General features: G+C 48.7%; 20 protein-coding genes. 11 read left to right on the top strand and 9 right to left on the bottom strand.

All coding sequences use genetic code 11. The features are described from left to right. Nucleotides 1–58: 58 nt before the first annotated feature. On the bottom strand, nt 59–1,030 hold the full coding sequence (sds, locus tag N836_RS40510; protein WP_023070201.1) for a solanesyl diphosphate synthase: 972 nt from the start codon (nt 1,028–1,030) through the stop codon (nt 59–61). Between the two features lie 1,096 nt (nt 1,031–2,126). Here sds and N836_RS40505 point away from each other — a divergent pair. From N836_RS40505 to N836_RS40495, 3 genes are all read left to right on the top strand, one after another. After that, nucleotides 2,127–3,434, top strand: a complete 1,308-nt coding sequence (locus tag N836_RS40505) for a M16 family metallopeptidase (RefSeq protein WP_023070200.1) — start codon at nt 2,127–2,129, stop codon at nt 3,432–3,434. Between the two features lie 62 nt (nt 3,435–3,496). Further along, nucleotides 3,497–4,768 (top strand): M16 family metallopeptidase, encoded by a 1,272-nt coding sequence (locus N836_RS40500; protein WP_023070199.1) that lies wholly within the window; start codon nt 3,497–3,499, stop codon nt 4,766–4,768. 633 nt (nt 4,769–5,401) lie between these two features. After that, a complete protein-coding gene (locus N836_RS40495; protein ID WP_023070197.1) occupies nt 5,402–6,301 on the top strand; it encodes an alpha/beta fold hydrolase in 900 nt (299 codons plus the stop codon). A 999-nt stretch (nt 6,302–7,300) separates the two neighbouring features. Here N836_RS40495 and N836_RS40490 read toward each other — a convergent pair. Both N836_RS40490 and N836_RS40485 read right to left on the bottom strand, forming a co-directional pair. Continuing rightward, the gene (locus N836_RS40490) at nt 7,301–7,765 is read right to left on the bottom strand and encodes a hypothetical protein (RefSeq protein ID WP_023070196.1); all 465 of its coding nucleotides are present in this window, start codon (nt 7,763–7,765) and stop codon (nt 7,301–7,303) included. 8 nt (nt 7,766–7,773) lie between these two features. Further along, entirely contained in the window at nt 7,774–8,178 is a 405-nt protein-coding gene (locus N836_RS40485; protein WP_023070195.1) for an NIL domain-containing protein, read from the bottom strand. A 53-nt stretch (nt 8,179–8,231) separates the two neighbouring features. Between N836_RS40485 and N836_RS40480 the strand changes: the two genes are divergently transcribed. After that, on the top strand, nt 8,232–8,807 hold the full coding sequence (locus N836_RS40480) for a thioredoxin family protein (RefSeq protein ID WP_023070194.1): 576 nt from the start codon (nt 8,232–8,234) through the stop codon (nt 8,805–8,807). A gap of 4 nt (nt 8,808–8,811) precedes the next feature. Here N836_RS40480 and thyD read toward each other — a convergent pair whose 3' ends face one another. Both thyD and N836_RS40470 read right to left on the bottom strand, forming a co-directional pair. Further along, entirely contained in the window at nt 8,812–9,738 is a 927-nt protein-coding gene (gene thyD / locus N836_RS40475) for a thylakoid membrane protein ThyD (protein ID WP_327058676.1), read from the bottom strand. 21 nt (nt 9,739–9,759) lie between these two features. After that, a complete protein-coding gene (locus N836_RS40470; protein WP_023070192.1) occupies nt 9,760–10,500 on the bottom strand; it encodes an HAD family hydrolase in 741 nt (246 codons plus the stop codon). Nucleotides 10,501–10,698: 198 nt separating this feature from the next. Here N836_RS40470 and N836_RS40465 point away from each other — a divergent pair, with 198 nt between their 5' ends. Together N836_RS40465 and N836_RS40460 are read left to right on the top strand one after the other, a co-directional pair. Further along, a complete protein-coding gene (locus N836_RS40465; protein WP_023070191.1) occupies nt 10,699–11,139 on the top strand; it encodes a hypothetical protein in 441 nt (146 codons plus the stop codon). A gap of 81 nt (nt 11,140–11,220) precedes the next feature. Next, the gene (locus tag N836_RS40460; RefSeq protein ID WP_023070190.1) at nt 11,221–12,765 is read left to right on the top strand and encodes a phytoene desaturase family protein; all 1,545 of its coding nucleotides are present in this window, start codon (nt 11,221–11,223) and stop codon (nt 12,763–12,765) included. Here N836_RS40460 and N836_RS40455 read toward each other — a convergent pair. Beyond that, nucleotides 12,762–14,645, bottom strand: a complete 1,884-nt coding sequence (locus N836_RS40455; RefSeq protein ID WP_023070189.1) for an alpha/beta hydrolase — start codon at nt 14,643–14,645, stop codon at nt 12,762–12,764. The genes N836_RS40460 and N836_RS40455 overlap by 4 nt on opposite strands. A 216-nt stretch (nt 14,646–14,861) precedes the next feature. On the opposite strand from N836_RS40455, the gene N836_RS40450 reads away from it, so the two are divergent. Then, a complete protein-coding gene (locus N836_RS40450) occupies nt 14,862–15,359 on the top strand; it encodes a TIGR00725 family protein (protein ID WP_023070188.1) in 498 nt (165 codons plus the stop codon). Nucleotides 15,360–15,379: 20 nt separating this feature from the next. Here the strand turns inward: N836_RS40450 and N836_RS40445 are convergent, their stop codons facing one another. Beyond that, a complete protein-coding gene (locus N836_RS40445) occupies nt 15,380–16,438 on the bottom strand; it encodes a hemolysin family protein (protein ID WP_023070187.1) in 1,059 nt (352 codons plus the stop codon). Nucleotides 16,439–16,782: 344 nt separating this feature from the next. Between N836_RS40445 and N836_RS40440 the strand changes: the two genes are divergently transcribed. The 4 genes from N836_RS40440 (at nt 16,783) to N836_RS40430 (ending at nt 22,213) form a co-directional block, all read left to right on the top strand. Then, nucleotides 16,783–18,681, top strand: a complete 1,899-nt coding sequence (locus tag N836_RS40440) for an ABC transporter ATP-binding protein (RefSeq protein ID WP_023070186.1) — start codon at nt 16,783–16,785, stop codon at nt 18,679–18,681. 23 nt (nt 18,682–18,704) lie between these two features. Continuing rightward, the gene (locus N836_RS40435) at nt 18,705–20,180 is read left to right on the top strand and encodes a P-loop ATPase, Sll1717 family (RefSeq protein ID WP_023070185.1); all 1,476 of its coding nucleotides are present in this window, start codon (nt 18,705–18,707) and stop codon (nt 20,178–20,180) included. Nucleotides 20,181–20,202: 22 nt separating this feature from the next. Further along, entirely contained in the window at nt 20,203–20,958 is a 756-nt protein-coding gene (locus N836_RS78005) for a pentapeptide repeat-containing protein (protein ID WP_081716760.1), read from the top strand. Nucleotides 20,959–21,274: 316 nt separating this feature from the next. After that, complete coding sequence (locus tag N836_RS40430) at nt 21,275–22,213, top strand: pentapeptide repeat-containing protein (protein WP_023070183.1); 939 nt, start codon at nt 21,275–21,277, stop codon at nt 22,211–22,213. 33 nt (nt 22,214–22,246) lie between these two features. Here the strand turns inward: N836_RS40430 and N836_RS40425 are convergent, their stop codons facing one another. Both N836_RS40425 and N836_RS40420 read right to left on the bottom strand, forming a co-directional pair. Beyond that, a complete protein-coding gene (locus N836_RS40425; protein ID WP_023070182.1) occupies nt 22,247–22,954 on the bottom strand; it encodes a class I SAM-dependent methyltransferase in 708 nt (235 codons plus the stop codon). Continuing rightward, a complete protein-coding gene (locus tag N836_RS40420; protein ID WP_023070181.1) occupies nt 22,951–25,011 on the bottom strand; it encodes a ribonuclease catalytic domain-containing protein in 2,061 nt (686 codons plus the stop codon). The genes N836_RS40425 and N836_RS40420 overlap by 4 nt, the downstream gene beginning before the upstream one ends. Nucleotides 25,012–25,145: the final 134 nt, after the last annotated feature.

Here is a 25,145-nt window from a genome sequence, read left to right as displayed (position 1 = left end):
AGAGTATATGGCAACAGCCTAGTTCTGCAAGCATCTATTCCCAAACCGTGTCAACAGTCTAGTACAACCGGCTGAGCACATAGCTGGACAACGCTTCCAAAGCTCGTTTTGGCTCTGACGCAGACAGACCCGCTAAATTCTCCACAGCCTTCTCAACATGCTGCGAAGCCAGTTCCCGTGAGCGCTCAATACCACGACTGGCTCTGACCAAGGCAATGGCCTCATCAAAGTCCCCACCTTGAGCAAACTCACGTTCAATTAGCGTAGTCAAATAGGGAGTTTCTTCCATAGCATAAAGCACCGGAGCCGTCAGGTTACCGCTCAGCAAATCAGAACCAGCAGGCTTACCCAGCACCTCCTCAGAGCCCGTGAAGTCGAGAATGTCATCCACAATTTGAAACGCTAATCCCAAATTACGCCCATACTGATATAGCGCCTCGGTTAGCGTGTCAGACACCTGACTCAACACACCAACCGACTTACAGCTATTAGCAATCAGCGATGCCGTTTTGTAGTAGCTCTTCATCAGGTAGGCATCAATCGAAAGAGTCGTATCAAAGCGGTTCAAACCTTGCTGAATCTCACCTTCCGCTAAATCCATAATCACGCGGGAAAGCAGCTTGACCACCGTTAGATTATCCAAGTTTGCCAGGTGCCAGGATGACTGAGCGAACAAAAAATCACCAGCCAAAACCGCGACCCGATTATTAAAACTACTGTGAACCGTAGGCACCCCTCGTCTTAGGGATGATTCATCTACCACATCATCATGCACAAGACTAGCGGTGTGAATCATCTCAGTAATTTCAGCCAGGCGAAAATGTCGAGCTGGAATCTCTGCCTCCATCACCGTGGCGCGTGATAGCAGCAGAACAATCGCAGGTCGAATGCGCTTTCCTCCAGCCCCGAACAGATGCTCCGCAGCAGCGTAGAGAATAGGATGCCGAGCACCGACCAGCTGCTTTAGATTATCCGTCAGGAGCCTAAGATCGGCTTCGACGGGGGCAAACAGCGATGTTGTTGAAGTCATGGGAGAAAATGCTCAGACGGCTTGATTACGAAATTTTAAGTAATCCACATTCATTCTAAGCTAACGACTCAATTGGTGTCGTAAATCCATTTAGAAAATCTGGAAACACCTGTTCCCTCAGCACTTTGAAGCCCTCTAAGTCTGGCACCCCACAAAGCGCACGTTCTGGCCAGTATTGATTAGATATTTCTATTTCATTTTTTTGATTCAGGCTATGTAAATAACAAATGCTTATGTTAGTCTAATAGTAGGAATTGAAAAATTTCATAAGCAAGCTTGATGATTGCTACTAGTAGCTTTGTTCTGGTGCCACTTACGGCATTTGGAGCTACTGGGATTGTTCGCCAAGGTGTTGCGATGGCTTAGGATGCGTTGTTATCCGCGGCCAACCTATGTCTAGAGAGCATACCAACTTATCTGACTTAACCCACAGCTAGGTCAGCTTAGTCAGGCCTCAAGCAGACGATTGGTTAAAGAGTTTATCGGTGCATGTACACACTTAAGTGCGTACGGAGTGACGAGCGATACTGCAACGCGTATTGTGCTGGGTGATCCTGGTATTAGAGCTTTTTGACTATTGAGCATCTCAAGTTGATTTGAACCAGCTTCGTGCTGTCAATTCCTGCTGCTTGCTTTTAAGCAGGCGAATCGTCCTTGTTGCTCCTCTCACCCCCGCTACGTCTATGACTCACCCCTTTACCCCCCTGCTCATGTTGCTATTTGCGACTAGTTACTTACTAATGGTCTATGTTGCCTTTACAGCTATCCAGCGGTTTGTAAGAAGTCGAGAACAAATGTTGAAGTGATCGATGGTGGGTAACGGGTAACGGTTCTTCTGAGTCGTTTATCCTTGATCCCAACCTTCGATTTAATAAGTAGAGTTTTTTAATCTATGTTTATTTTCAACTGATGGCTTAGCTACTAATGTGGCTAGGCCATTGTTTGTTTTATCCGAACATTTACAGCGCTAAGTCACTTAATTTCCCTGATCTTTGTGATTTATTTCATGTTTGCAACTTCAGCCAGGAATGTATTCCCGAAAACAACGTAGAGCGATAGCATGTACACAAGTTTTGCACAGTAGGCAACCAGTAATTTGAGTTCAGTTCCCGACCTTTTTGCCTCCAACACGTCTGATAGCAACAGTGGTAAGCACTGCTCTCCATTTCCTGCCAACGTTATTCCATTAGATAACGGCTTAACCGTAATCCACCAAGAAATTACAGCCACCCCTGTAGTCGTTGTAGACGTTTGGATCAAGGCAGGAGCACGCTATGAGCCTAATGGCTGGACTGGCATGGCTCATTTTTTAGAACATATGGTGTTTAAGGGCACTGAGCAGATTTTACCGGGGATGTTTGATGCCGCGATTGAAAGTCGAGGAGGACTGACAAACGCAGCTACTAGCCATGATTATGCTCATTTTTATATGACCGTAGCGACGGCTGATCTGGCTGATGCCCTGCCTTATCTGGCGGAACTTTTGCTCCATGCGGCCATCCCAGCAGATGAGTTTGTGCGAGAACGGCACGTCGTCATCGAAGAGATTCATCAGTCATGGGACGATCCAGATTGGATTGGATTTCAGACTCTTTCAGAGATGATTTATGGGGATCATCCCTATGGGCGCTCGGTGCTAGGGTCTCCTGAGATTTTGCAGGAGCGTTCTCCAGAAGAAATGCGCCAGTTTCATCGGACTTACTACCAGCCCGACAATATGCAAGTGGTGATTACAGGGGGCGTCTCCCTGGAGCGGGTATTAGAGCTTATCCAAGCGACATTTCGAACATTTGCACAGCGGGAATCGTGTCCATCAGCAGGGTTGCTTTCTCCCCCTCGTTTAATGACTAATCCTAGTCATACGCTATCGCTACCTCGTCTGGAGCACGGGCGTTTGTTAATGGCTTGGCTGGGACCTGGTATTGATAATTTAGAAGCGGCCTGCGGCCTAGATGTTCTAGCGACAGTTTTGGCCGAGGGGCGTATGTCTCGTCTGGTGAGGGAGCTGCGCGAAGATCGGCAGTGGGTAGATGATATCGCGAGTAGTTTTTCCGTTCAGCAGGATTGTAGTTTGTTTGTGTTGTCAGCTTGGTTAGCGCCGCACCATATTAAGGAGGTAAAACAGGTCATTTGCGATCGCATTGCCTCCCTAGCTACCATCCCGATTAGCACACAGGAGTTAGAACGTGCACAGCGGGTCTTATGCAATGATTATGCATTTTCAATGGAAACCCCAGGCCAACTAGCCGGACTATACGGGTATTATGGAACTTTAGCCGCCCCTGAGCTGTCCCTAGCCTATCCCGATTACGTCAGAGCCTATACCGCTGAGCAACTGCTCCCCCTGGCCAAGCAATATTTATCCCCTCACCACTGCGGGACCCTGGCCCTCACCCCTGCTTGAATCAATGCGGCTGGGTTTTACCTCCTGATTAACCTTCACTACTACCTCTAACCACAATACCTGTGACTGTATCCACTGCCCCGAAACAAAACTCCATCACGACCCATCTGGGCAATGGCTTGAAAGTTATTGCTATCGAAAATTCAGCCGCTGATATCGTTTCAGCCAGATTGTTTTTACCAGTTGGCCAGGGTCATGAAACCCCTGAGAATGCCGGCATACTCAGTCTATTAACATCATTACTCACTCGAGGAACGACTCACCGCAATTCCCTGGATATCGCAGAAGCAGTAGAATATGTAGGCGCAAGCGTAGGCGCTGACAGTGCCTCAGATTACAGCGTAGTGAGTGTTAAAACTGTATCCGCTGACTTTGAAGAAATTTTTACCCTAGCTACCGAAATTATTCGCGAGCCTAGCTTTCCTGAAAACGAAATTGAGCTCGAACGCAAATTAACGATTCAGGGGCTGCGCTCCATGCAAGAGCAGCCCTTTAGTGTGGCTTATAAGTATTTTCGTGAAGGCATGTATGGCAGCCATCCCTATGGCTTTTCAAGCATGGGGACAGAAGAAAACGTTATGGCCATACAGCGCGATCACCTATTGGAGGCCCATAGCAAGTATTTCCGCCCTGACAACATGGTAGTTATCATTGTCGGGCGTATTGACCCCGAAAAAGCCGTTGCCTTAGTAGATAAACTGCTAGGCGATTGGAAAGCACCCGACTATGCCGCACCTGAGGCACAACTGCCCCCTCTAGAGTCCCATGCTTATCGCATTGTCACCCCTCAAGAAACCAACCAAGCGTTTGTAATTATTGGTTATCTAGCAGCATCAGTAAAGCATCCAGACTTCGCCGCCCTTAAGCTGTTAAGCACCCATTTGGGCAACGGTTTATCCAGTCGCCTATTTGTCGAACTACGAGAGAAACAAGGGCTTGCCTATGATGTCTCAGCTTTTTACCCAACTCGTCTAGGACCATCACAGTTTGTCTCATACATTGGCACTGCTCCAGAAAATACATCTGTAGCCCTAGATGGACTGCAGAGCGAACTCAGACGTCTATGTGAAATACCACTCACCGCCCATGAGTTACAGGTAGCCAAGAACAAAATCTTGGGACAATATGCCTTAGGCAAACAGACCAACGGTCAAATTGCTCAGCTGTTAGGCTGGTATGAGATTTTGGGCCTGGGCACTGAGTATGACGAACAGTTTCAAACGAACGTCACAGCAGTCACCATTGAAGAAGCTCAGGCCGCTGCAAAGCGCTGTTTTGTCGACTCCTACATTTCAATTTTAGGACCAGCAACAGCCGTAGAACCATTAAGATAAAATTTTGAGCCATCCCCCTCAGAGGGGACAGCTCATCGCACCTGATAAACAGGTTTGGGGGCTACGACATGTTTTTTGATTGTAGCTGTTTGCTCTAAACACACCATATAAGCTTCTTTTGATATCAACGTTTGCAGTGGCTGTACGTTGAATAATAGAAATAGCTTTGCAATAAGGCGAGAGTGGTTATTTCAACAACTTCTCTAAGACGATATAGCCTATCTCTGGATCAGCAACAGCCATGATCATTATCTCAAAGTATCTCTTCCCTTGTAGGGAACAAAAAAGTCATCTTCTGGAAATCACCATTGGTGGCAAACTGAATAGCTGAAGAAAAATCCATATCCATCACATCAGCTCAGGACGTAAGAACAATCAGTCCATTACAAAGCATCTTTTCTCAATCAGCTCATGACCAACAAGCAACAGTCATTTATCATCTGATTGAACCGATCACTGTGTGGCTCTACAACACCATTTTCAGGATCCTCAATGATGTTCAATATCTCGGTTTATGTGTCTGCAGCTTCCAAATGAAGCCAAACTGATCATTGCGGTATCTCAACCCAAAAAGCAGAACAGCAAATATTACGTAATACTTTATCCAGAAGTATTTAATGGCTTGCCGCTTCCATGACTCAACTAGCATCGACACAAAATCACTTCTGGACCTGGCAAGGCTTTCCTATTCGTTATCAAACTGCAGGGCTCCAAGGACCACCGCTACTGCTGATCCATGGTTTCGGAGCCCACAGTGACCACTGGCGAAAGAATCTGCCCGATCTGGGCCAGGCCCATCGTGTCTACGCCATTGACCTGATTGGCTATGGTCAGTCCGCGAAACCCATCCCCGGTGATCCCATCAATTACACCTTCGAAACCTGGGGCCAGCAGGTTATTGACTTCTGCCAAGAGATTATTGGTGAGCCTATCTTTCTAGTTGGCAACTCCATTGGCTGCATCGTCGCGATGCAAGCTGCCACCATGGCCCCCGACCAAGTGCTAGGTCTGATTGTCCTGGACTGTTCTTTACGCTTACTCCACGATCGCAAACGCGCTACCCTACCCTGGTACCGCAGCGCGCCCACACCATTACTCCAGGCTATCCTCAACTACAAGCCTATCGGCAAGTTCTTTTTCTCAAGGCTAGCCAAGCCCAAAACCCTAAAAAATGTTCTGCGTCAGGCCTACGGTCGTAAGGAAGCCGTCACTGACGAACTCATTGACCTACTGCTGGCCCCTGCCTGCGACCCCACAGCGGTAGATGTCTTTATCGCATTTATCAGTTACTCCCAGGGACCACTACCTGAAGACTTGTTGCCGCAGCTCACCTGCCCGGTACTGATGCTGTGGGGTGAAGCCGATCCGTGGGAACCCATCGCACTTGGTCGGGAACTCAGTCAACATAGCGTCGTCGAACAATTTATACCACTCGAAGGAGTGGGTCATTGCCCCCAGGATGAAGCACCCGAACTGGTGAATCCACTGATTACCGAATGGGTGCAAAGGAAGGCGGCAACCAGCTTAGTCTAAAAGGATGTAGCTGAGCCGCTGCCCCCTTTGAGTATATAGGCGTGTTTAACGTCTCTTCGCCTTCACTGCTTAATACCCAAAAAAGTACCCCGGAAACACCAAGATGTCTCACAGGGTAGGGGCAACAGTTAAACGCTTGTGCTTTCACTAAATTCGCTCAGAAGAACGGCTAGACACTTCCATTTTGTGTCGATTTTTAGATTGTCCATACTTCTAAGGTTTTCGACTCTGTTGTTTTGGCAATGCACCATCAACAGCAGGTTCTAGAATACCAAGACACTTGACCAAGCCAAGGCCGGTCATCTTGAACAAGGCCAACCGTAGACATATGGGCACTGAACACAGCTTACTGATCACACTGTTAGCTTCAGATGAAGCTAACAGCTAGTAAATAAAGGCTTTAGATAAAAAAGTACCCCGAGAACCTGAAGTTCACGAGGTAGGGGCAACAGTTAAACGCTTGTGCTTTCATTAGATTCGCTTAAAAAACCTATCTACGCGATTTGGCCTATGCCGATTCCTATAGTGTCCATAATTTATTTACAGCCTGGGGAGCAGCTATGTGCGCTATTATACGCATACAGTGCATCTACCACTCATAGTTGTCGCTTAGTGAAGTTAATCGGTTCTAGTGGGTTAGTTAATGTTAAACTCACCTAAAATTGAATCGTTTTCCTTTAAATAAGAAAGTACCTCGCAAACCTGAAGTTCACGAGGTAGGGGCAACAGTTAAACGCTTGTGCTTTCATTAGCATCGCTCAGGAAGCTGGCTAAACGGTAATTTTTGTGCCGATTTCTGCAGCGTCCATAACTTCATCATCGTTAAGTTTGTTACGGTGTATGGCTCACTGGCTTTCTATTTCTATTTGTTGAAAGTAAAATAAACAAAAAAGTACCCCGAGAACCTGAAGTTCACGAGGTAGGGGCAACAGTTAAACGCTTGTGCTTTCATTAGCATCACCTAAAAGAAAACCTACGCGGTTTGGCCTATGCCGATTCCTATAGTGTCCATAGGCTTATTACAGCCTGTACTGTTGGCCTAAGTGTCATCACTAGTTCTGTCGTTACCCGACTCAGTCCTAACCCCATTAGGGACAGCAAAAGGATTGTGACAAAGGCCAAATTGTTCCCGACATTGCGAATTAAGAGTTCTACCCGTAGTAATAGGGCTGCCGCCAGCATTACCAGGAAGTAAATGAAAATCTGAATCCAGGAAACTATCACTACAGCGAGAGAAGCAAGCACCAAGGCCATAACCGTATAGCCCACATCGGATTGAAACCCAAGTAAAAAGAAGTTACGTAAGGGCTTCCAAACAATAGTTAGTAACGCCGCTTCAAGTACGGCATAGCCCAAGGCTAGCCACCACATAAAGTCAGGGCTGTGCCGAGAATGCAAAAAAGCACCAAACCCCATGTAGGCCAGGAGTAACAGTAATGATGATAGCCAGGGTAATTGCTTCATCAGGGCCTTCAGAGGTTAGTTGAAATTGCTTGTACCGGGCAGGTCGGAATACATTGCTCACAGACAATGCACTGGGCCCGATTAAAAACTAGCTTGAAGCTATCGGGGTCTAACCTCAGTGCTGTCGTTGGACAGACCCCAGTACACAGCCCGCAGTGAACGCATAGATCTTCATCAATCAAAATTTCGCGGCTGGATAGGGAAACGCCAATCCCCTGGTTACGCATCCACTCTATTGCTTCATCTAGTTGATCAATATCACCAGATAGTTCGATTACACCTTTTCCTACCTGATTAGGTGCTACCTGGGCGCGAATAATATTGGCTGCTACGTTGAAATCCTTAGCCAATCGATAGGTGATTGGCATATTCACCGTCTGTTTTGGAAATGTCAGGGTAACGCGCTTTTTCATTCCGTTAGACTGAAGAAGATGCTGTAGTGACGCTATGGGCGCTTTTTTATTCTATGTTGGTTAACTCCTCTGAATCTGGTGGTCTAGGGCAACGATTACGAAATTTTGTGGTGGTGACTGTGGCTGTCGTACTGAGTGTAGCGGTAGTTTTAGGCTTGCAAACTCGCACGCCTTCTGCTTCACTTTCTGATATGGCCAAGGCAGCAGTGCCGTTAGAACAGGCGCTCACTAATGGCAAACCTACGCTGGTGGAGTTTTATGCAAATTGGTGCACAAGCTGTCAGGCAATGGCTGGGGACTTGCAACAGCTCAAAAATGAGTATCAGCAGGATGTGAATTTTGTCATGCTGAACGTGGACAATACCAAGTGGTTACCGGAAATGCTGCACTATCGGGTAGATGGGATTCCGCATTTTGCATTTCTAGATCAGGGTGGTGATGATGCTGGTTCAGCCATTGGTGAGGTACCACGGGCAGTGCTGGCACAGAATTTAACGGCTTTAGTAGCAGGGGAAGAACTGCCCTACGCTCAGGCAGCAGGACAGACTTCGGATGTGGAAACTGCTTTGGAACCATCGTCAGGGTCAACCGCTGATCCACGTAGCCATGGAGCCCAGGTGGTGCAGTAGCAGATTATTCGACAACTATTTCTCGCAGGGCAGGCTCTACCTTGGGGTAAGTAAAGGAAAACCCGGTGGATTGGGTGCGTTCTGGGAGGACTTTTTGCCCTTCGAGGACAACGATCGCACCGTCTCCTAATAGGGTCTCAATGACAAAGTCAGGAACAGGCAGCCATGAGGGGCGGTTCATAACTTTGCCTAGAGCTTCGCATAACTCAGACATACGCACGGGGTGGGGCGCTGTGCCATTGTAAACACCAGCCATAGTTTCATCAGTAAGGCCTTGGATAAATAGGCTGACTAGATCGTCGCGATGGACCCAGGAAAACCATTGTTTGCCGCTGCCAATGGGACCACCGGCATAGAGTCTGAAGGGTGTGACCATTTTTGCGATCGCCCCCCCCATCCCCAGCACAATCCCAATCCGCACAATTACTAGCCGTGTCCCATGGTCCGTTACCTTATCTGCAGCTTTTTCCCATCTCTGACACACTTGTGATAAAAAATCCTGCTTGATGGGCTCACTCGTCTCATAGAATTCAGCCGTTTCGCTAGTGCCATAGAAACCAATCGCTGAAGCACTAACCAGTACCTTGGGTTTGACATCAGCCTTACTAATAGCCTCGACAATTTTCTCAGTGCCCATGACACGGCTGTTCATGATTTCCTGCTTGCGCTCAGGCGTCCAGCGTTCTGAAATCGCCTCTCCTGCCAGATTGATTACCCCATCACAACCAGACACTTCAGCCTGCCAATCGCCTGACTCTTGAGGGGTATATCCGACAATCTCTACCTGCTTGAACACAGACTCTGGGAAGACTTTTCTGGCCCGCTCAGGGTTACGGGTAAATACTTTGACCTGATGGCCCAACTCATGGAGCCGCTGAACTAAACGCGATCCCACAAAACCGGTTGCTCCAGTCACTGCCACTTTCATCATCCAAACACTCCCCTGGAACGGTTACACAGCTGGCTTTTCCTCCATGGTAGCGGCATTCGATCCCTGTTCATAACGTGGAGCAATCCAATCAAAGTCAATTTCGTTCAAGTAGTCGACCGCCCAGGTCGCACAGCGCTGAATCATGTGATATGGATAAATTTGAGCCACACCAACCACAGGAACATTAGCTGCTTTAGCCGCTTCGATGCCAGCAAAGCAAGCCTCAATCGCCAAGCAATTTTGGGGAGTCAGAACCAGCTCAGGATTCAGCAGGTTCAATTGATCAATTGCGGCAAGATAGCTGTCGGGAGCTGGCTTACTGGCTGCCACAGGCATATCACTGGCAGACACCACCAAGGAAAATTGATCAGTCAGCTTAGCTGTTGCCAAAACTTCCTCTACGTCAGCCCGCTGGGCTCCAGTCACAATGGCTGTTATGTAGTGTCTGCTGCGAATTTGATACAACAAGTCGTCTAACCCTGGATAAAGGGCGAGCTTAGGTTGAGATCGCAGCCATTCACTATAGCCTGCCGCCTTTTTTCGCAGCAGCCCATCCAAATAATCATCCTGCACAAAACGCCCGCGTGTCTGCAAAATTGACGTTAGCCGTGCGCGATCGCTACGGCCGAGATATCTTTCCTGATACTCATCTGGATCAAATCGCAGATTTTCTGCCAACAACAGCTGGGAAATCAGCTGTGGATGAATGGCGTCGTCATTAATGATGACACCGTGAAAACCAAAAAATATTGCCTTGAGCATTGTGCCAAATTAAGCGATTAGAGATCTTGACAAATACCCTGAGAGAGGGTGAACCTGACGCTCTAACTACGCCAAGCTAACAATATTAAAGATGTCCGTAAATAAGACACCAGGTGTGCCAATAACGCTTTAGTATTAAATATTACCCCTTGGGGAATTAGCTTCGACCTTCCGGGTTAGTCCATGAGGTTTGTAACTATGCATCTGCTTTCCGAAAAGACATTAATCAGTCAAACATCCATTCCCGTGATTCTACATTGGTGGAGTCGGCGCAAACGTCTCGCCACCTCTGGGAACGTGCTTAGCAATCCTGTTGTTCAAAATGTGGATTCTAAGTATTTAGACAAATACCAACGGCTAATGGATGTCTATGCCGTGGTTAAATCTGGGGGTGCTGCAGCGCAGATTCAAGCAGCGCATGAGTATCGAGACCGTGAACGAGACGCCATTACCCAACGTCTCAATCAAATCAGTAATCAGCCTGAAGCTACGGACGAATATCTCCGTCTACAGCAAGAGGCTCAGGAGCTAGAAAGCTCTACGCACTGGCGGATTAGCCAACTCAAGGATATTCATCCTGAAGAAGAAACGGCTGTGCGTGAGTGTCTTCCTCAAATTGAGCAAGTTTTGATCCGATAAACAGACCATAGGACAACACAAATCATAGGAAAATGTAGAAGCGTTCCGCTGAACGTCTCTACGTATGGGCAGGGAATACCTATGGAATCGTTTGACGTCGTCGTCATTGGTAGCGGTATCGGTGGCCTGGTAGCTGCTGGCTTACTCGCTCGCTATGGTCGGCAAGTTTTAGTGTGCGAAAGTCACACCCTGCCTGGCGGCGCAGCCCATGGGTTTAAGCGTCAAGGATTTACCTTTGATTCTGGACCGTCTTTTTATTGTGGTCTAGCCGACCCTAAATCCTGTAATCCACTGCGGGAGGTGCTGAACGCCCTAGGTGAAACGGTTGATGCCATCACCTATGAGCCGCTGGGTTATTATCATTTTCCTGAGCGGACCTTGGCTATTTATGGTGATGCCAAACGTTATCAGGCATCGTTGGCAGAGGTCAGCCCTCAAGCAGCCCAAGAACTGCAGACACTGACCAAGAAGATGCTAGCTATTTACCGTCCTCTGGGGTCAATTCCCACCTTGGCACTACGTGCAGATAGTTGGCTATTACCGCTACTGATCCAGCGTTTCCCCAAAGCCATGTTACAGCTGCTACCTCATTTGAAGGGTTTAGGGCGTTCTATGGGAGACTTTGTCGCTGCCACTGTCCAAGATCCCTGGCTGCGGCAGCTGATTGATCTCGAATGCTTTTTGCTATCGGGGATGAAAGCCCACCAAACCGTTGCCCCTGAAATGGCCTTTATGTTTGGGGAGCGAACTGAATCTGTGATTGACTATCCAATTGGCGGCAGTGGGGCCTTAGTGGATGCACTGATTCGGGGATTAAAGCGCTGGGGTGGCCAACTTCGCTTGGGCACCCATGTCAGCAAGATTTGGACAGAACACAATCGGGCACAGGGGGTGGTCCTCAAAACTGGCGAACGGATTCGCGCCGATACCGTCATTTCCAACGCCACCCTGTGGGACACCTACAATCACCTACTGGATTACTCTGAACTGCCAGCTAGCTATCGACAAAAGTCATTGGATACGCCAGCGGTTGATAGCTTTATGCACCTGCATCTGGGCATTCGAGCTGAAGGACTGGAAGATTTAACCATCCATCATGTGGTGGTTCACGATACGGATAAAGATATCACCACCCCTGGCAATACTTGCATGATCTCTATTCCATCGGTGCTAGATCCCTCGCTAGCACCGGCAGGTCACCATGTAGTTCATGCTTACACCCTTGAACCTTGGTCAGGCTGGCAGCGAGATCCAGACTATGCCACCAAGAAAGAGGCTAAGGCTCAACCCTTGATTCGAGCCTTGCAGAAAGTGATACCGGATATTTGCGATCGCATCACCCTCAAACTCATCGGCACACCCCTCACCCACCAACGATTTCTCCGCCGTCATCAGGGCACCTATGGTCCTGCCATTGCCGCTGGTCAAGGTCTATTTCCCAGCTGCAAGACACCCATCAAAGGACTCTACCGAGTAGGCGATAGCACCCTTCCTGGCATCGGTGTTCCCGCCGTCGCTGCCTCCGGCATTCTTTGTGCCAACAGCCTCGTCAGTCCACGGGAATCGGCAGCCTTACTCGACCTGCAGCGATCGCAATCCATTAACCAGCCTGGAACTCAGACTTAAATCCACGGCAATCCCATTGGCCAATACAGCACCGTAATCGACACCTGCTCTTGTCGTAGATAAGCCATCATCCGACGCTGCACGCCGCCAATCGACTTCCGGGCATCCAGAGTCTTTAAATGCATCCAGGACCACAGAGTCTCCCCTTCAGCACGCGCTTGCTCAGGTGCCACGGTTCTAAGCCAGGTCTGCACACTTTCGGGTAGCCTTTGGGTCATTCTGAGGGGCATCAACCCCGTAGAAAACTGCTGGGCATAGGCTGGCTCCAGAAAAACACGGAAGACCTCTGCTTGGTCCGTCTGCTGCATCGCCACACTTAAGGAAAGTGCCCTCAGATATTCACGTAGAGTAGCCGATTGCTCACCCGATAGCTCTGGCATAAACGGAATCTGAGTCAGGGCTACGTTAACATTCTCGGGATCGCCCACGCTTAGATGGGTACCACCAATCACCGCAATCAAATGATTATCTGGTCCCGAAAGCTGATTAAACGGTCCTAACTGCTGGGCCAGAGTGGGGGTTACTCCGTCTTTCGTGCCAGTCAGAATAATACTGGGTACCGCTACATCTGCTAACCCTTTGCGACCAAATAATCGACCGATTAAAGGGTTCATCGCAATGACTTGAGTAATCCGTGGATCGCTGAGATCAGCCGTGACTTCGGGCAGTTTTACGGCTGCACACTGTAGCCAGTCCGCTGGTGACAGCCCCACCGGGGTCAGACTGGCACAAAAAGAGGGTAAAGCCGACAAATCTAGCTGGGCTCCTGCCAGGGCAAATCCGGTATAGCCACCAAGGGAATGACCAATTAGGACAACTTGGTCAGTATCAAACTTGCCTCTCAACATAGGTGAAACCTGCTCCATCCATGCCAAGCGGTCTAGCAGATAGGTAACATCACGGGGCCGATCCAGAAATTCACTGGCTGGCAAAATGCGGCTAGGTTCCTCGATAGCTGCAGGATCTAAGGGAGTATTGTTGAGGGCATCCACATTACTGCCGACGTGTTCTAAGGCAACCACCGTCAAGCCATAGGAGGCCAGATGCTGGCCGATATAGGTTAAAAAACGCCGATCGGCGGCAAACCCATGGGATAAGACCACCAGCGGTGCATCTTCTACAACAGCCGCAGCAGGCACATACATGTCTAGGGGGATGAGCCGGTTGCGATCGCTATCTACAAACCGAAATGAGCGCTGAGTGACTTCAAATGGCCCCCCCTGTGTAGGATCAATGTCAGTCGGTAGCTTGAGATCATCGCTCACCAGCAGCTCCTGCTCCAGCACACTACTGAGGGCATCTCCCTCTAATCGCGACAGATTTAGCTGGGAGGCCAGGGCCAGGGCCGCTGTCAAATCGATATCTAACGTTTCCTGCGGGACTGCTCGCAACACACCCAGCATACTAAGCCCATTAGTCTGTTTAGCCGCTAACCGAATAGCCTCACGAATTTGCTCTACCGTCAGGTCAGGAGCTACCCGAGACAACGAATCCAGCAGCAACTCACCATTGGGCGATGCCAAAATATCAGCGACCATGCGATCGGCCATGTCTGGATCAAGGACCACTCGATTATTGAGCATCGTCCGCAGCTCAGGCGTCAAGATTGACTGGTACAGCTGCAAACGAGACGGCACTTGCCCTGTTCTCGCAAATTCTTCTAAATCGCTTACATAAAGCGTTTGTTTAATCGGACCGACTTGAATATTGACCCTTTCTGCCGCCTGCACTGGGGTGCTTATCACCACACCCACCGCTACAGCACCGGCCCATAACACTGACCGCCATCGCTTTAACTGCCTCAGCTTTAAGCCGCTTAAAGACAACACGACCTGGGCAAGCCAAAGCGATTGAGCCGCCGAACGAGCAGAATGGATCATAATTGAATGAACGAGGATAATCGAACGAAGGAAAAGGAATCTCCAAACCACGGAGACACGGTTTTACCAATAGCTATAAAATCGCCAAACCATTACCTAACATAGCAACCAAAATCAGATGTTATCGGTTGCTAATGTAGCCAACTGGTAGGACTTAAATAAGAACTCATACGTTACTTCATATGAAATGGCCTCAATGCCGGAAGCTACCCAATAATGACCATCCAAAGCATCATTGGCATCATGGGACCAGGAAATAACGCGTTAGCTGCTGAGCGAGAGCTGGCCTATGCACTCGGAAAGGCTGTCGCTCAGCAAGGTTGGATATTACTGACAGGAGGGCGTCCTGCAGGCGTGATGGAGGCCGCCAGTCAGGGCGCAGCCTCCGTTGGCGGCACCGTACTAGGAATTTTACCGGACGACAAAGGCATCGATATTGCCCACGGGGTCACTCTACCCATCGTCACTGGCATGGGCCATGCTCGCAATGCCATTAATGTCCTTTCTAGCCATGGGATCATTGCCTGTGGTCTGGGGTTAGGGACCGTTTCTGAGATCGCTCTGGCTTTAAAGGCCCAGAAGCCAGTCGTGCTCATGCCCTATAGCTCCCTGACTCAGGAGTTTTTTGAATATTTAGCACCCGGACAGTTTTACATGACGGATGATGTAAAGCTTTGTATCAAGCACCTGCAGTCGGCTTTGCACCCTTCATAAGGGCCTATAGCTGTACATCCTTACCGATGGCGTTTTAAATCGGTCTGAAATCCCTGGCGCTGTAATAAGCGGCGACGACGCTGTCGGGCCAAAGCCTGGAGGTCAACATTCCGGTCCGTTTCATCAACGATTTCGCCAATTAGCACTTCCAAGACATCTTCTAGAGTAACGACCCCGGAGACACCGCCATACTCATCAACCACAATCATTAGGTGCTCACGGGCAGTTTGGAAGGTTTTTAGTAGCTTATCGGAGCGCTCTGTTGCTGGAATATAGCGGGCCTGACGCATACAACTGGTAACCGGGTCTTGACCGCGTCCCTGCACCAGGGCCGCCAACAGTTCAGCCTTGAGGGCCACCCCGAGGACATCATCAAGCTCTTCACCCGTCACAATGATGCGACTATGCTGCGACTGCATGATTTCTTGCTGGGCCGACTCCAGGGACTGATTACCCTGGATGTAGGTAATGGCCACCCGCGGCGTCATAATGTCCTCTGCAGCAATATCGTTCATCCGAAAGACTTTTTGAATCATTTCGGCTTCATCATCTTCGATCAAACCTTCTTGATAACCCAACATGGCTAACAGTTTGATCTCAGCTTCATTAGTGACAGGGCGCTCGTGCCCTTGCAACAGTGGTGCTGTCAATCTTTCTAGTACTAGAATAATCGGCGTCATCAGCCAGGTGAGGCTACGGACGGGAATTGCCACTAATAAGGCAAACTGTTCGGCATAGCGCTCGCCGATGGTTTTGGGAACAATTTCGGCAAATAAAATAATTAAAAATGTGAGCAGGCCAGAAAAAATGCCCAGCATTAGATTGCCAAAAAGGTCCGCAGCAATCCGACTGATGACAAAACTACCAACAATATTAAAGATGTTATTGAGAATAACGATGGTGGCAATCGGTCGGTTAATCTTTTCTCGAATGGCTAATAAAGCAACGGTGGCCGGATTACGATTTTGGGCAAGCTGACGAGCTTTGAGTAGGGGAATGGACAGCAGTGCAACCTCGGTACCTGAACAGATAGCGGAACCGATCAGAACGATCAAAACTGCGATCGCAAGTTGGGCCATGATGGGAATAGAGACAACATAACTAATAGTCAACGGCGAAGGCTTGCTATGATGCTGGACTAAGCGTACACAACGCCTGATACGCGTTTTACCCACAAGGATGGGCACTTGGCAAAATCAGTGGCTAACTCACAATACCGATCCTTTGCATGCTGGCACTAACGCGGATTTGCCGAAGTTTCAATGGCTGACTCTATCTCTAACTATAGTTGGCTGACTCCAAATAAATACATAGGTAACCACAGGTTTTCGAACATCGTTAATAATTAAGTTTAAGTCGCAAATATTTGCCAATCTTGCAACAGTTTTGCCCGCTTTCACCTCTAAATCCTCACTAAATAGCCATGAGCGAAACCATCCTTGATGTCCGTAACTTAAAGGTCGAATTTGATACTGCCAACGGCGTGATCAAGGCAGTTGATGGTATTTCTTTTCAGGTCAAACGAGGTAGAACCCTGGGTATTGTCGGTGAGTCAGGCTCAGGCAAATCCGTCACATCCCTCTCGGTCATGGGGCTAGTGCCCAATCCACCGGGACGAATTACCAGCGGCGAAATTCTTTTTTCAGCGACAGCAGATACTCAACCGGTTGACCTATGTCAGGCTTCACCCAAGCAGATGCAGGACTATCGGGGCAGTCAAATTTCAATGATTTTTCAGGAACCGATGAGTTCCTTAAACCCGGTTTATACCTGCGGATTTCAGCTAATTGAAGCGATCCAGCAGCATCACAGTGTCACTAAAGCAGAAGCCGAAAAAAAAGTTATTGATCGGCTACAAGAGGTCAAGCTGCTACCCAGGGATGAAGACCTCGGCAACCTGGTCGTTCAAGAACAGCAACTTACGGACCGTAATGCCATTGCCCGTGCGGTCCAACAACGTAAGAGAGCTATTCTCAAACGCTATCCCCATCAGCTTTCTGGTGGTCAGCTTCAACGGGTGATGATCGCAATGGCCATGGCCTGCGATCCAGCCTTACTTATTGCCGACGAACCCACCACCGCCCTGGATGTTACCGTTCAAGCCCTGATTCTAGATTTGCTCAGGGATCTGCGGGATCGCCGGTCCATGTCCATGATTTTTATCACCCACGACCTGGGCACCATCGCCGAAATTGCCGACGATGTAGCGGTGATGTATCGGGGCAAGATTGTTGAATATGGTGCCGTGGATCAAATTTTTGCCCATCCAGAACATCCTTACACTAAGGGGCTGTTAGCCTGTCGTCCTCGGCCCGAACAACGCTTGCGAAAGCTGCCCACAGTGGCTGACTACATGCAGGTTCAAGATGAACCTGATGGTGAGTTTAAGATTTTTGCGCGTCACTTTGACAATGACGAGGCTGCTGACCTCATGGCCGAAGTTACCGCAGCAGAAACCGCCAGTCGTTTAGAGCAACTTAGCAGAGAAACACCCCTGATCACTGTGCAGAACCTCAAGGTAGGTTATCCAGTAAAAGGCGTGTTTGGCCAAACTACCCGCACCTTTATGGCTGTAGACGATGTGTCGTTTGACGTGTACAAAGGCGAAACTTTTGGTCTAGTGGGTGAATCGGGCTGCGGCAAAACCACCCTTGGGCGGGTCCTGCTGCGGTTGATTGAACCGATGGCAGGCAATATCTTTTTCGAGGGCCGCAATATTCGCCAGCTATCTAGAGGAGAGATGCGCAAACTGCGTCGTGAAATGCAGGTCATCTTCCAAGATCCGTTTAGCTCGCTTGATCCACGGATGAGCATCGGCAAGGCTATTGCAGAACCATTAAAGATCCACAAGGTAATTCGCAGTCGCCGTAATCTGCAAGAACGAGTGGCCTATCTGTTAGAACGGGTGGATATTGATCCTGGCTGTGTGAATCGTTTCCCCCATGAATTTTCGGGTGGACAGCGGCAGCGTATCTGTATTGCTCGTGCTTTAGCGCTCAATCCTAAATTTATTATCTGTGATGAGTCAGTGTCTGCCCTGGATGTCTCGGTGCAGGCTCAGGTACTCAACCTGCTCAAGGAGCTGCAGGCAGAGTTTGGCCTCACCTATGTGTTTATCTCCCACGATCTGGGTGTGGTCAAATTTATGAGCGATCGCATCATGGTGATGAATCAAGGTCGTCTAGAAGAGCTAGGCCCCGCTGATGACATTTATAACGATCCGCAACAGGATTACACTAAACAGCTGATCTCGGCTATTCCGGCTGGTACGCTGGAGCGCATCCAGGAATTGCAAATGGCCAGGAGTGCGATCGCATCCTAGGCGTATTCGTAGTAGCAACTTCCATGCGGCTAAATATCAAGGAACTCAACCTAGGGTCAGACTCCGCCGAGCGTGACATTAATGTCGGGCTAGCAGAATATTTTTACCCCAACACTACATATCAAAAGTTTCTGAGTGGCCGCAAGACAATTTTGGTCGGGAATCGCGGGACTGGCAAAAGCGCCATCTTCAAGTACATCGCCACCACCGAAACTCGTAAGGGGCATCTGGTTTTAGAGCTTTCTCCAGAAGAATATTCCTACGAACTCCTGTCCGATCATCTCACCAGTGAAGAAGATGGGTTTTGGCGTAAGCAAAGCGCCTACTCAGTAGCCTGGCAATATTTGCTCTACACGCTGGTGTTCAAGACCATTGCTCAAACAAAACGCGGGCTGTTATTGGGCGCGACCAAGAATATTTATGACTATGTTGCCACGCAAAATTTATGCCAGCAAACCAGCTCCATCATTACACTAGTTGACTATCTCAAACGCATTGAACAGGTAAAAACCAGTGGGGGAACTGGCGGTCTTCGCAGTCAAGAATTACAAGCGCTCTACAGTTTGGATGAAATTAGAACGTTGTTGCCCAGTCTGCAAAGCGTTCTGAAAAACACCAAGATTAAGATTTTGATAGATGAGCTTGACAAAGGTTGGGACAATTCAGAAGATGCAAAATTCTTCATTGCCGGACTTTTTCAGGCAACTCAAAAGCTAAATCTAATCAGCCCCAATTTACGAGTTTATATTTCAATTCGCCAGGAGCTATTTGACAACATTCCTCAGATTTATGAGGATGCTCAAAAAATTCGTGAAGACGTTGAGGTCATTCGCTGGGGAAAAAACGAACTACTTGAGCTGATTGGTCGCCGCATTGTGCACTCTTTTCCACAAGCTACTCGGCTAGATGCCCAAAAACTCTGGCAGTCAATTTTTGTGGCCCAGATGAAGTCCAGTGGCATCGAAACACTGGACTATATTATTGACCGTACTCAGTTACGTCCACGTGAACTGCTGCAATTTTGTAAACTCTGTGCTGAGCGGATTGAGTATTCTCTGGTTGACAGACGCATTGATGAAGCTGCGATCGCCGCCGCTGAAGACTCCTACTCCGAACAAAAGACCCGCGACCTCGCTTCAGAATATCGTTTCCAATATCCCTACCTGCTAGACGTATTTGAAATCTTTCGCGGCAAACGCAGCCACTATGCCAAAGAAGAACTGGATTATCTGCTACTGGCAATTGTCTGTGGTGAGTATGACGTCGAGCAAGCCTCTGCCTGGGTTCTCGACATGGATTATTTGGAACTGAAACAAATCCTCTGGAAGATTGGTTTTCTAAAAGCCTGGGTTCCTCGCTACACTAACCGTCGCACCAGCTTGGCAGGGGCCTATCTGGGTCACTACGAACTTCCCACCATTAATCTCGAAAACATCGAAAAATTTCGCATTCATCCCGCCTGTACCAGTTTTTTGCACTTAAAGGAGACCTCCCCCTAGCCCTACCCTGTACAATCACCCTATGAAATGGAGAGCAACCCGCCCGGTCCACCCAATTGAACGCTGGATGCAGTCAGTACCGACATGGCTAGTCGCATCCATGGCAGTCATCACCTTGTTAGCTATTAAAATTCTGGCAGCGGTCCCAGAAATTCAAGACTCATTTCCCTTGAATATCCCGACCCATCACTGGAACGTGATCAGCACCCTGCTGAGTGATGTTGAATCAATTGCCGCTGTTATTGCCGTCATTTTGTACATCAAAGGCGCACCTGAGCGCCGTGCCCAACGTCATTATGAAGCCTGGCAAGTCGTTGATATGGCCGCCTCTGCCAAAATGGCTGTCAGCTATGCTCGGTATCAAGCCTTAGAAGATTTGCACAGAGATGGGTTATCACTCCAAGGCTTAGAAGCTGCCAATGCCAACTTAGCCGAAATCCAACTCCCTCAAGCAGATTTAAGTTACTGTAACCTCAGCATGGCTAATCTCCGGCAGGCCAACCTGAAGGGAGCGAACCTGCAAGGCGCTGATTTACGAGCAGCTGATTTACAACATGCTAACCTGAGAGGCGCTAATCTACAGGGCTGCAATTTACAGGGGGCCAATCTCCGCAATGCCGAACTGTGGGAAGCCAAATGGTGGGATGCAGATCTCAGTGAAGCAGAACTTTGGTGGGCAGATATACACATTGAAGATCTTGAAGGGGCATATCTTTGCCGGACGATCATGCCCAATGGTGAACAACTGGACCGGGATTGCGAATCCAGCATTCATTGAGCTACAGAACCTTGATAATTTTCCACAGGAGTTGCGCAAACTTTGAACTCCGGTTAAAGCCTGTGGAAAACACCCTTGGAAATGTGGAAAACCTGTGGAAAGCTTTGTGGAAAATGGCCTTTTAATTGTCTAGTCGCGGATAGAAGCATCTATGGGTCGTTCATCATCCAAGCATAAATGTAAAAAATTTGCATAAAGATGGTCTAACCCTCAGTGACACGGATCAACAAACTGTGGTGACAATTAATTAGATATACCTACTTCCAGAGAAAAAATTATTTCTCTAGCTTGCATCCCTCACTCACCTACGGGAACTATGGCCGATGGCTGGGGAGAACCCCCAATCGACATTCCAACAGAGTTAATTCTGCCCAGACAATATGCTCCAGCGAGCCAACTTAGCAGAGCTGGTGTGAATCTTCGGGGTGCGGATCTAAGTGGAAAAACTCTGGAGCGGGTGGATTTTACACGGGCAGATTTAAGTGGCGCAAAGCTAGATAGAACCCAGTTAATTGATGCTCAAATGGCAGACGTCAATCTCAGCGGAGCCAGCTTGACCCAGACAAATTTAACTGCTGCAAATCTTAGACACGCTAAATTAATAGGCGCAGTTTTAATGGCTGCAACCCTTGATCAAGCAACTCTATCTCAGGCGAATTTGACAGGCGCTAATTTGACTGAAGCGGAACTCTATAACGTCAATCTTACTGAAGCCGATCTCAGTCATACGATGCTGCGGCGAGCAAGTCTTGTCGAATCCAATCTGAGTTGGGCACGCATGCAGCAGGTAAATGCCAATGGTGCTGAGCTCTATGGGATTAACGGCACTGGCACCCAACTCACCGAGGCTCAACTGCAGGGATGTGATTTACGTCAAGCAAATCTTACCCAAGCCGATCTCACTGCAGCCGTTCTGAATCAGGCCAATCTGAATCAGGCTAATCTCACAGGGGTTAATGGGCAAAATGCCACCCTGAGGCAAGTTAATTTGACCGGGGCTATTCTTAACCATACCAATTTGAGTTCAGCTGATCTACAGCATGTTGTTATGGCTGGCACCACGCTGATGGACGCAAATTTTTCAGATGCTAATTTGCAAAATGCCAGATTAGACAACGCCACGCTACATAGCTGCCATCTGCGCAATGTTTGCTGGCATCAAGCGTCTGTTAAAGGAGCACATTTTTGTCAGCCGCTTGGTCTGTCAATGCGTGAAAAAGATTGGTTGAGATCGCAAGGTGCCACCGTCAACTAAGGCTCCATCAATAGAAGGCTTCAACTGCAAGAATTAATCTGTAGCCCAAATCCGATACACCGTCCCTTTAACCGTGGGTTGATCAGGACGTTCTAGGGTCATGGGCATCATATCAAAATCAAATCCTTGAGCTGTCAGGGCCACTTGAAAATCTTGCCGATGGGGCCGATCAGGATCAGACAGCCAACATTCTCCACCGGATGCCAACACTGTCGACATCAGTCGTATCAACGGATTAATATTACGCGCTTCGTAAATCACATCAGCTGCCAACATCAGGGGCACCTGCAATCCCTCAGGTGGACAGCGCCAGTCTAAAGGCAAGGTGCGAAACTGCTCAAACCCATTCCGTCTAGCGTTACGCGCAGCAAAGTCCAAAGCCGCAATGTCGTAATCACTAAACACCACATCCATACCCAGTGCTAATGCCACCAGCCCCGACAGCCCTAGCCCACAGCCTACCTCTAAAACCCGCATCTTTGTAGGCCAAACGCGCTGTGCGATCGCACGTCCTAACATCAGCGCCGACGGCCACAGCTCCGCCCAGTAGGGCATATATTCATCCTGAGCAAACGCCTCATAGGTAGCCGGATGATCCAGCAACGCATCAATGCTGGTCGGCAATATCAACCTAAACTGCCGCGTGACGTTTCCTTGCTTAAAAGGAATCACCACCAACTGTTCAACCGTATCTACCAATGCCTCATCAGGTGTGGTGTGCAAAAAGGGCTGAACCGTCATGCCACAGCTTCACTCGCAGCAACCACCTCATCCGAAACCACCTCTAGTCGAATAAAGTCCTGACGCGGATTGGCGTGAACAACTCGAACATCAAAACGTTCCCCCAGAGCCGGAGGCGTTTCAAATCGCATGGGCAACTCCAACCCCAAATCCTCAATTATCACCAATCCTAAGTTTTCATGTTCCCGCAGCCAACGCAGCAGCATCACTGGCCATGCACAATTAGCCTCACGACGCAAAAACTCTAAGGCCCAATAGCGTTTGGTTTGACGTTCTACGGTCACAGCCTCATAAGCCGCAGTAGCCACCCCTTGGGTTAATTCCGTCATTTCTGCTGGCGAAAAAGGCAAGCTCTCTCCCCTTAAGTGAGCTTTCAGCTGAAAATGCACTAAAAGGTCGGTATAGCGACGAATTGGCGAGGTTACTTGACTGTAATAATCCAACCCCAGAGTAGCGTGACGTGCAGGGCTAATCCCCATTTCACTACGAGGCATACAGCGCCGAATAGCAGAATCACGCACCCAACCCGACGGTAGCTGGAGTAATTCGTTATCCGAGGGCAGCTCTGGCTCTGGCTGACTCCGGAACGGGATGGCCAGCTCATGCGCCTCACCGTAACGAGCCGCAACTTCGCCAGCCAGAATCATCATTTCTGCCACTGTCTGACGCGACTGAGAATTTTCTAAAACATCAATAGTGATTTCTTCGTCAATCACCTTAATTGACGACTCTGGCATATTAATAGAAATTGCCCCCTGGGACTTGCGCCACTCTCGACGGCCCTTAGCACAATCAGCAATTGCATTCAGTTCAGGTTCAGCCTTAAGACCTAGCTCTAACATTTCATCGACATCATCGTAGGTCAGTCGATAGGTAGGCTTAATCAAGCTAGCCCTAATGTCATACTTTTCAACTGCTCCCAGTTCATCTAACACAATGCCAAAGCTCAAAGCGCAGCAAATCTCACCCTGCCGCAGGCTCATAGGACCAGTGGCCAGTGCCTCAGGGAACATGGGAATCATCCCAGTCGGCAAATAAACCGTCGTACACCGACGTCGAGCCTCTAAATCAATATCGTCCCCTGGTAACAGCCATCGAGTAGGATCCGCAATATGAACCCAGATGCGATGACGACCCTCCTCAAGGATTTCTAAGCTTAAACCATCATCGATTTCACGAGTGCTCTCATCATCAATGGTATAAACCTTTAAATGAGTCAAATCTAATCGGTTAGCATCTGCATCAGGTGGCGGATTGTCGATACGATGCTGCACCATGGCACTAATCTCATCTGGAATTTGGATGGGAATTTGGCTACGCCGTAGCGCCAGGTTTTCATGAGGACTCCACAGTCCTAAATCAACTAGCAGCTGAAAAGCATCTTCAGCAGATGTCCGACGATCTAAAGCAGTTAAAATCTCGTGGGCTGACGCTTTTTGGGAGCAGTCTTCACCCAAGGTTGCATAGCGCTCCAATACATCCAAGCGAGTTTGATCCGCTTTTTCCCATTCTACAGAAGGTGAGGCGTCTTCTGGTTCAGATGCGTTAGACTGCTGCAATGTAAGCGTCTGACGAGCCCTCGACAAAAACCCTTCCCACTCCAGCTTGCGAGCCGCTTCACGAGCCTGCTGGTGGCGGACTTCTTCCACCTGCTTAAGCGAACGAGGTTCATAGCGATCGCCTTTTCGTTTGAAAAAGATTTTGTCATTACTTAACAGGCAATAGGCCGCATAACATAATGGTGGCGATTGCTCCGAAAATAGTAATGAGGCCAAAGAAGCTGGATTAGTAGACTCTCCAGCTTCCTGCAAAAACTCCCAGGCAACTTCTAAGTTGTCGGGGTCAATATTAGGCTCTGCTTCAGCTAAAAAAACAGCAATGTCCGAAGCTTCATAGCTACCGCCTTCAACGGTGTAGGTAATCTGACGAGGATGCAAAATGTGGGATTGACCATTACCATCAATCACTACCCAATTTTTTTTACCCTCTAGGCGATCAGCTACCCCCAAACGAGGGTTTCCCTGCACCTTAAACTCAATCAGAGTTCCCTTTTCCACCAACCTAGATCCTTACCTGTATGGTTTTATCGTTGGTTTCACAGTAGCTCAACAAGCCCTACCTAGCTGGACTCCTTTTAAAGAATCGCTACGTATTGATAAGCTAAGAAACTATACGCTGACCTAGCCCTCAA

This window comes from Leptolyngbya sp. Heron Island J, from assembly GCF_000482245.1.
GTDB lineage: Bacteria > Cyanobacteriota > Cyanobacteriia > Phormidesmidales > Phormidesmidaceae > Leptothoe.
The sequence above is the reverse complement of the archived record's forward strand: the minus strand, read 5'-3'. Positions and strand labels throughout refer to the sequence as shown.

What these genes read in the sequence shown, in the direction of transcription:
- sds (WP_023070201.1), bottom strand. Translation starts at nt 1,030, where the DNA reads ATGACTTCAACAACATCGCTGTTTGCCCCCGTCGAAGCCGATCTTAGG.
- N836_RS40495 (WP_023070197.1), top strand. Translation starts at nt 5,402, where the DNA reads ATGACTCAACTAGCATCGACACAAAATCACTTCTGGACCTGGCAAGGC.
- N836_RS40490 (WP_023070196.1), bottom strand. Translation starts at nt 7,765, where the DNA reads ATGAAGCAATTACCCTGGCTATCATCATTACTGTTACTCCTGGCCTAC.
- N836_RS40485 (WP_023070195.1), bottom strand. Translation starts at nt 8,178, where the DNA reads ATGAAAAAGCGCGTTACCCTGACATTTCCAAAACAGACGGTGAATATG.
- N836_RS40480 (WP_023070194.1), top strand. Translation starts at nt 8,232, where the DNA reads ATGTTGGTTAACTCCTCTGAATCTGGTGGTCTAGGGCAACGATTACGA.
- thyD (WP_327058676.1), bottom strand. Translation starts at nt 9,738, where the DNA reads ATGATGAAAGTGGCAGTGACTGGAGCAACCGGTTTTGTGGGATCGCGT.
- N836_RS40470 (WP_023070192.1), bottom strand. Translation starts at nt 10,500, where the DNA reads ATGCTCAAGGCAATATTTTTTGGTTTTCACGGTGTCATCATTAATGAC.
- N836_RS40465 (WP_023070191.1), top strand. Translation starts at nt 10,699, where the DNA reads ATGCATCTGCTTTCCGAAAAGACATTAATCAGTCAAACATCCATTCCC.
- N836_RS40460 (WP_023070190.1), top strand. Translation starts at nt 11,221, where the DNA reads ATGGAATCGTTTGACGTCGTCGTCATTGGTAGCGGTATCGGTGGCCTG.
- N836_RS40455 (WP_023070189.1), bottom strand. Translation starts at nt 14,645, where the DNA reads ATGATCCATTCTGCTCGTTCGGCGGCTCAATCGCTTTGGCTTGCCCAG.
- N836_RS40450 (WP_023070188.1), top strand. Translation starts at nt 14,862, where the DNA reads ATGACCATCCAAAGCATCATTGGCATCATGGGACCAGGAAATAACGCG.
- N836_RS40445 (WP_023070187.1), bottom strand. Translation starts at nt 16,438, where the DNA reads ATGGCCCAACTTGCGATCGCAGTTTTGATCGTTCTGATCGGTTCCGCT.
- N836_RS40440 (WP_023070186.1), top strand. Translation starts at nt 16,783, where the DNA reads ATGAGCGAAACCATCCTTGATGTCCGTAACTTAAAGGTCGAATTTGAT.
- N836_RS40435 (WP_023070185.1), top strand. Translation starts at nt 18,705, where the DNA reads ATGCGGCTAAATATCAAGGAACTCAACCTAGGGTCAGACTCCGCCGAG.
- N836_RS78005 (WP_081716760.1), top strand. Translation starts at nt 20,203, where the DNA reads ATGAAATGGAGAGCAACCCGCCCGGTCCACCCAATTGAACGCTGGATG.
- N836_RS40430 (WP_023070183.1), top strand. Translation starts at nt 21,275, where the DNA reads ATGGCCGATGGCTGGGGAGAACCCCCAATCGACATTCCAACAGAGTTA.
- N836_RS40425 (WP_023070182.1), bottom strand. Translation starts at nt 22,954, where the DNA reads ATGACGGTTCAGCCCTTTTTGCACACCACACCTGATGAGGCATTGGTA.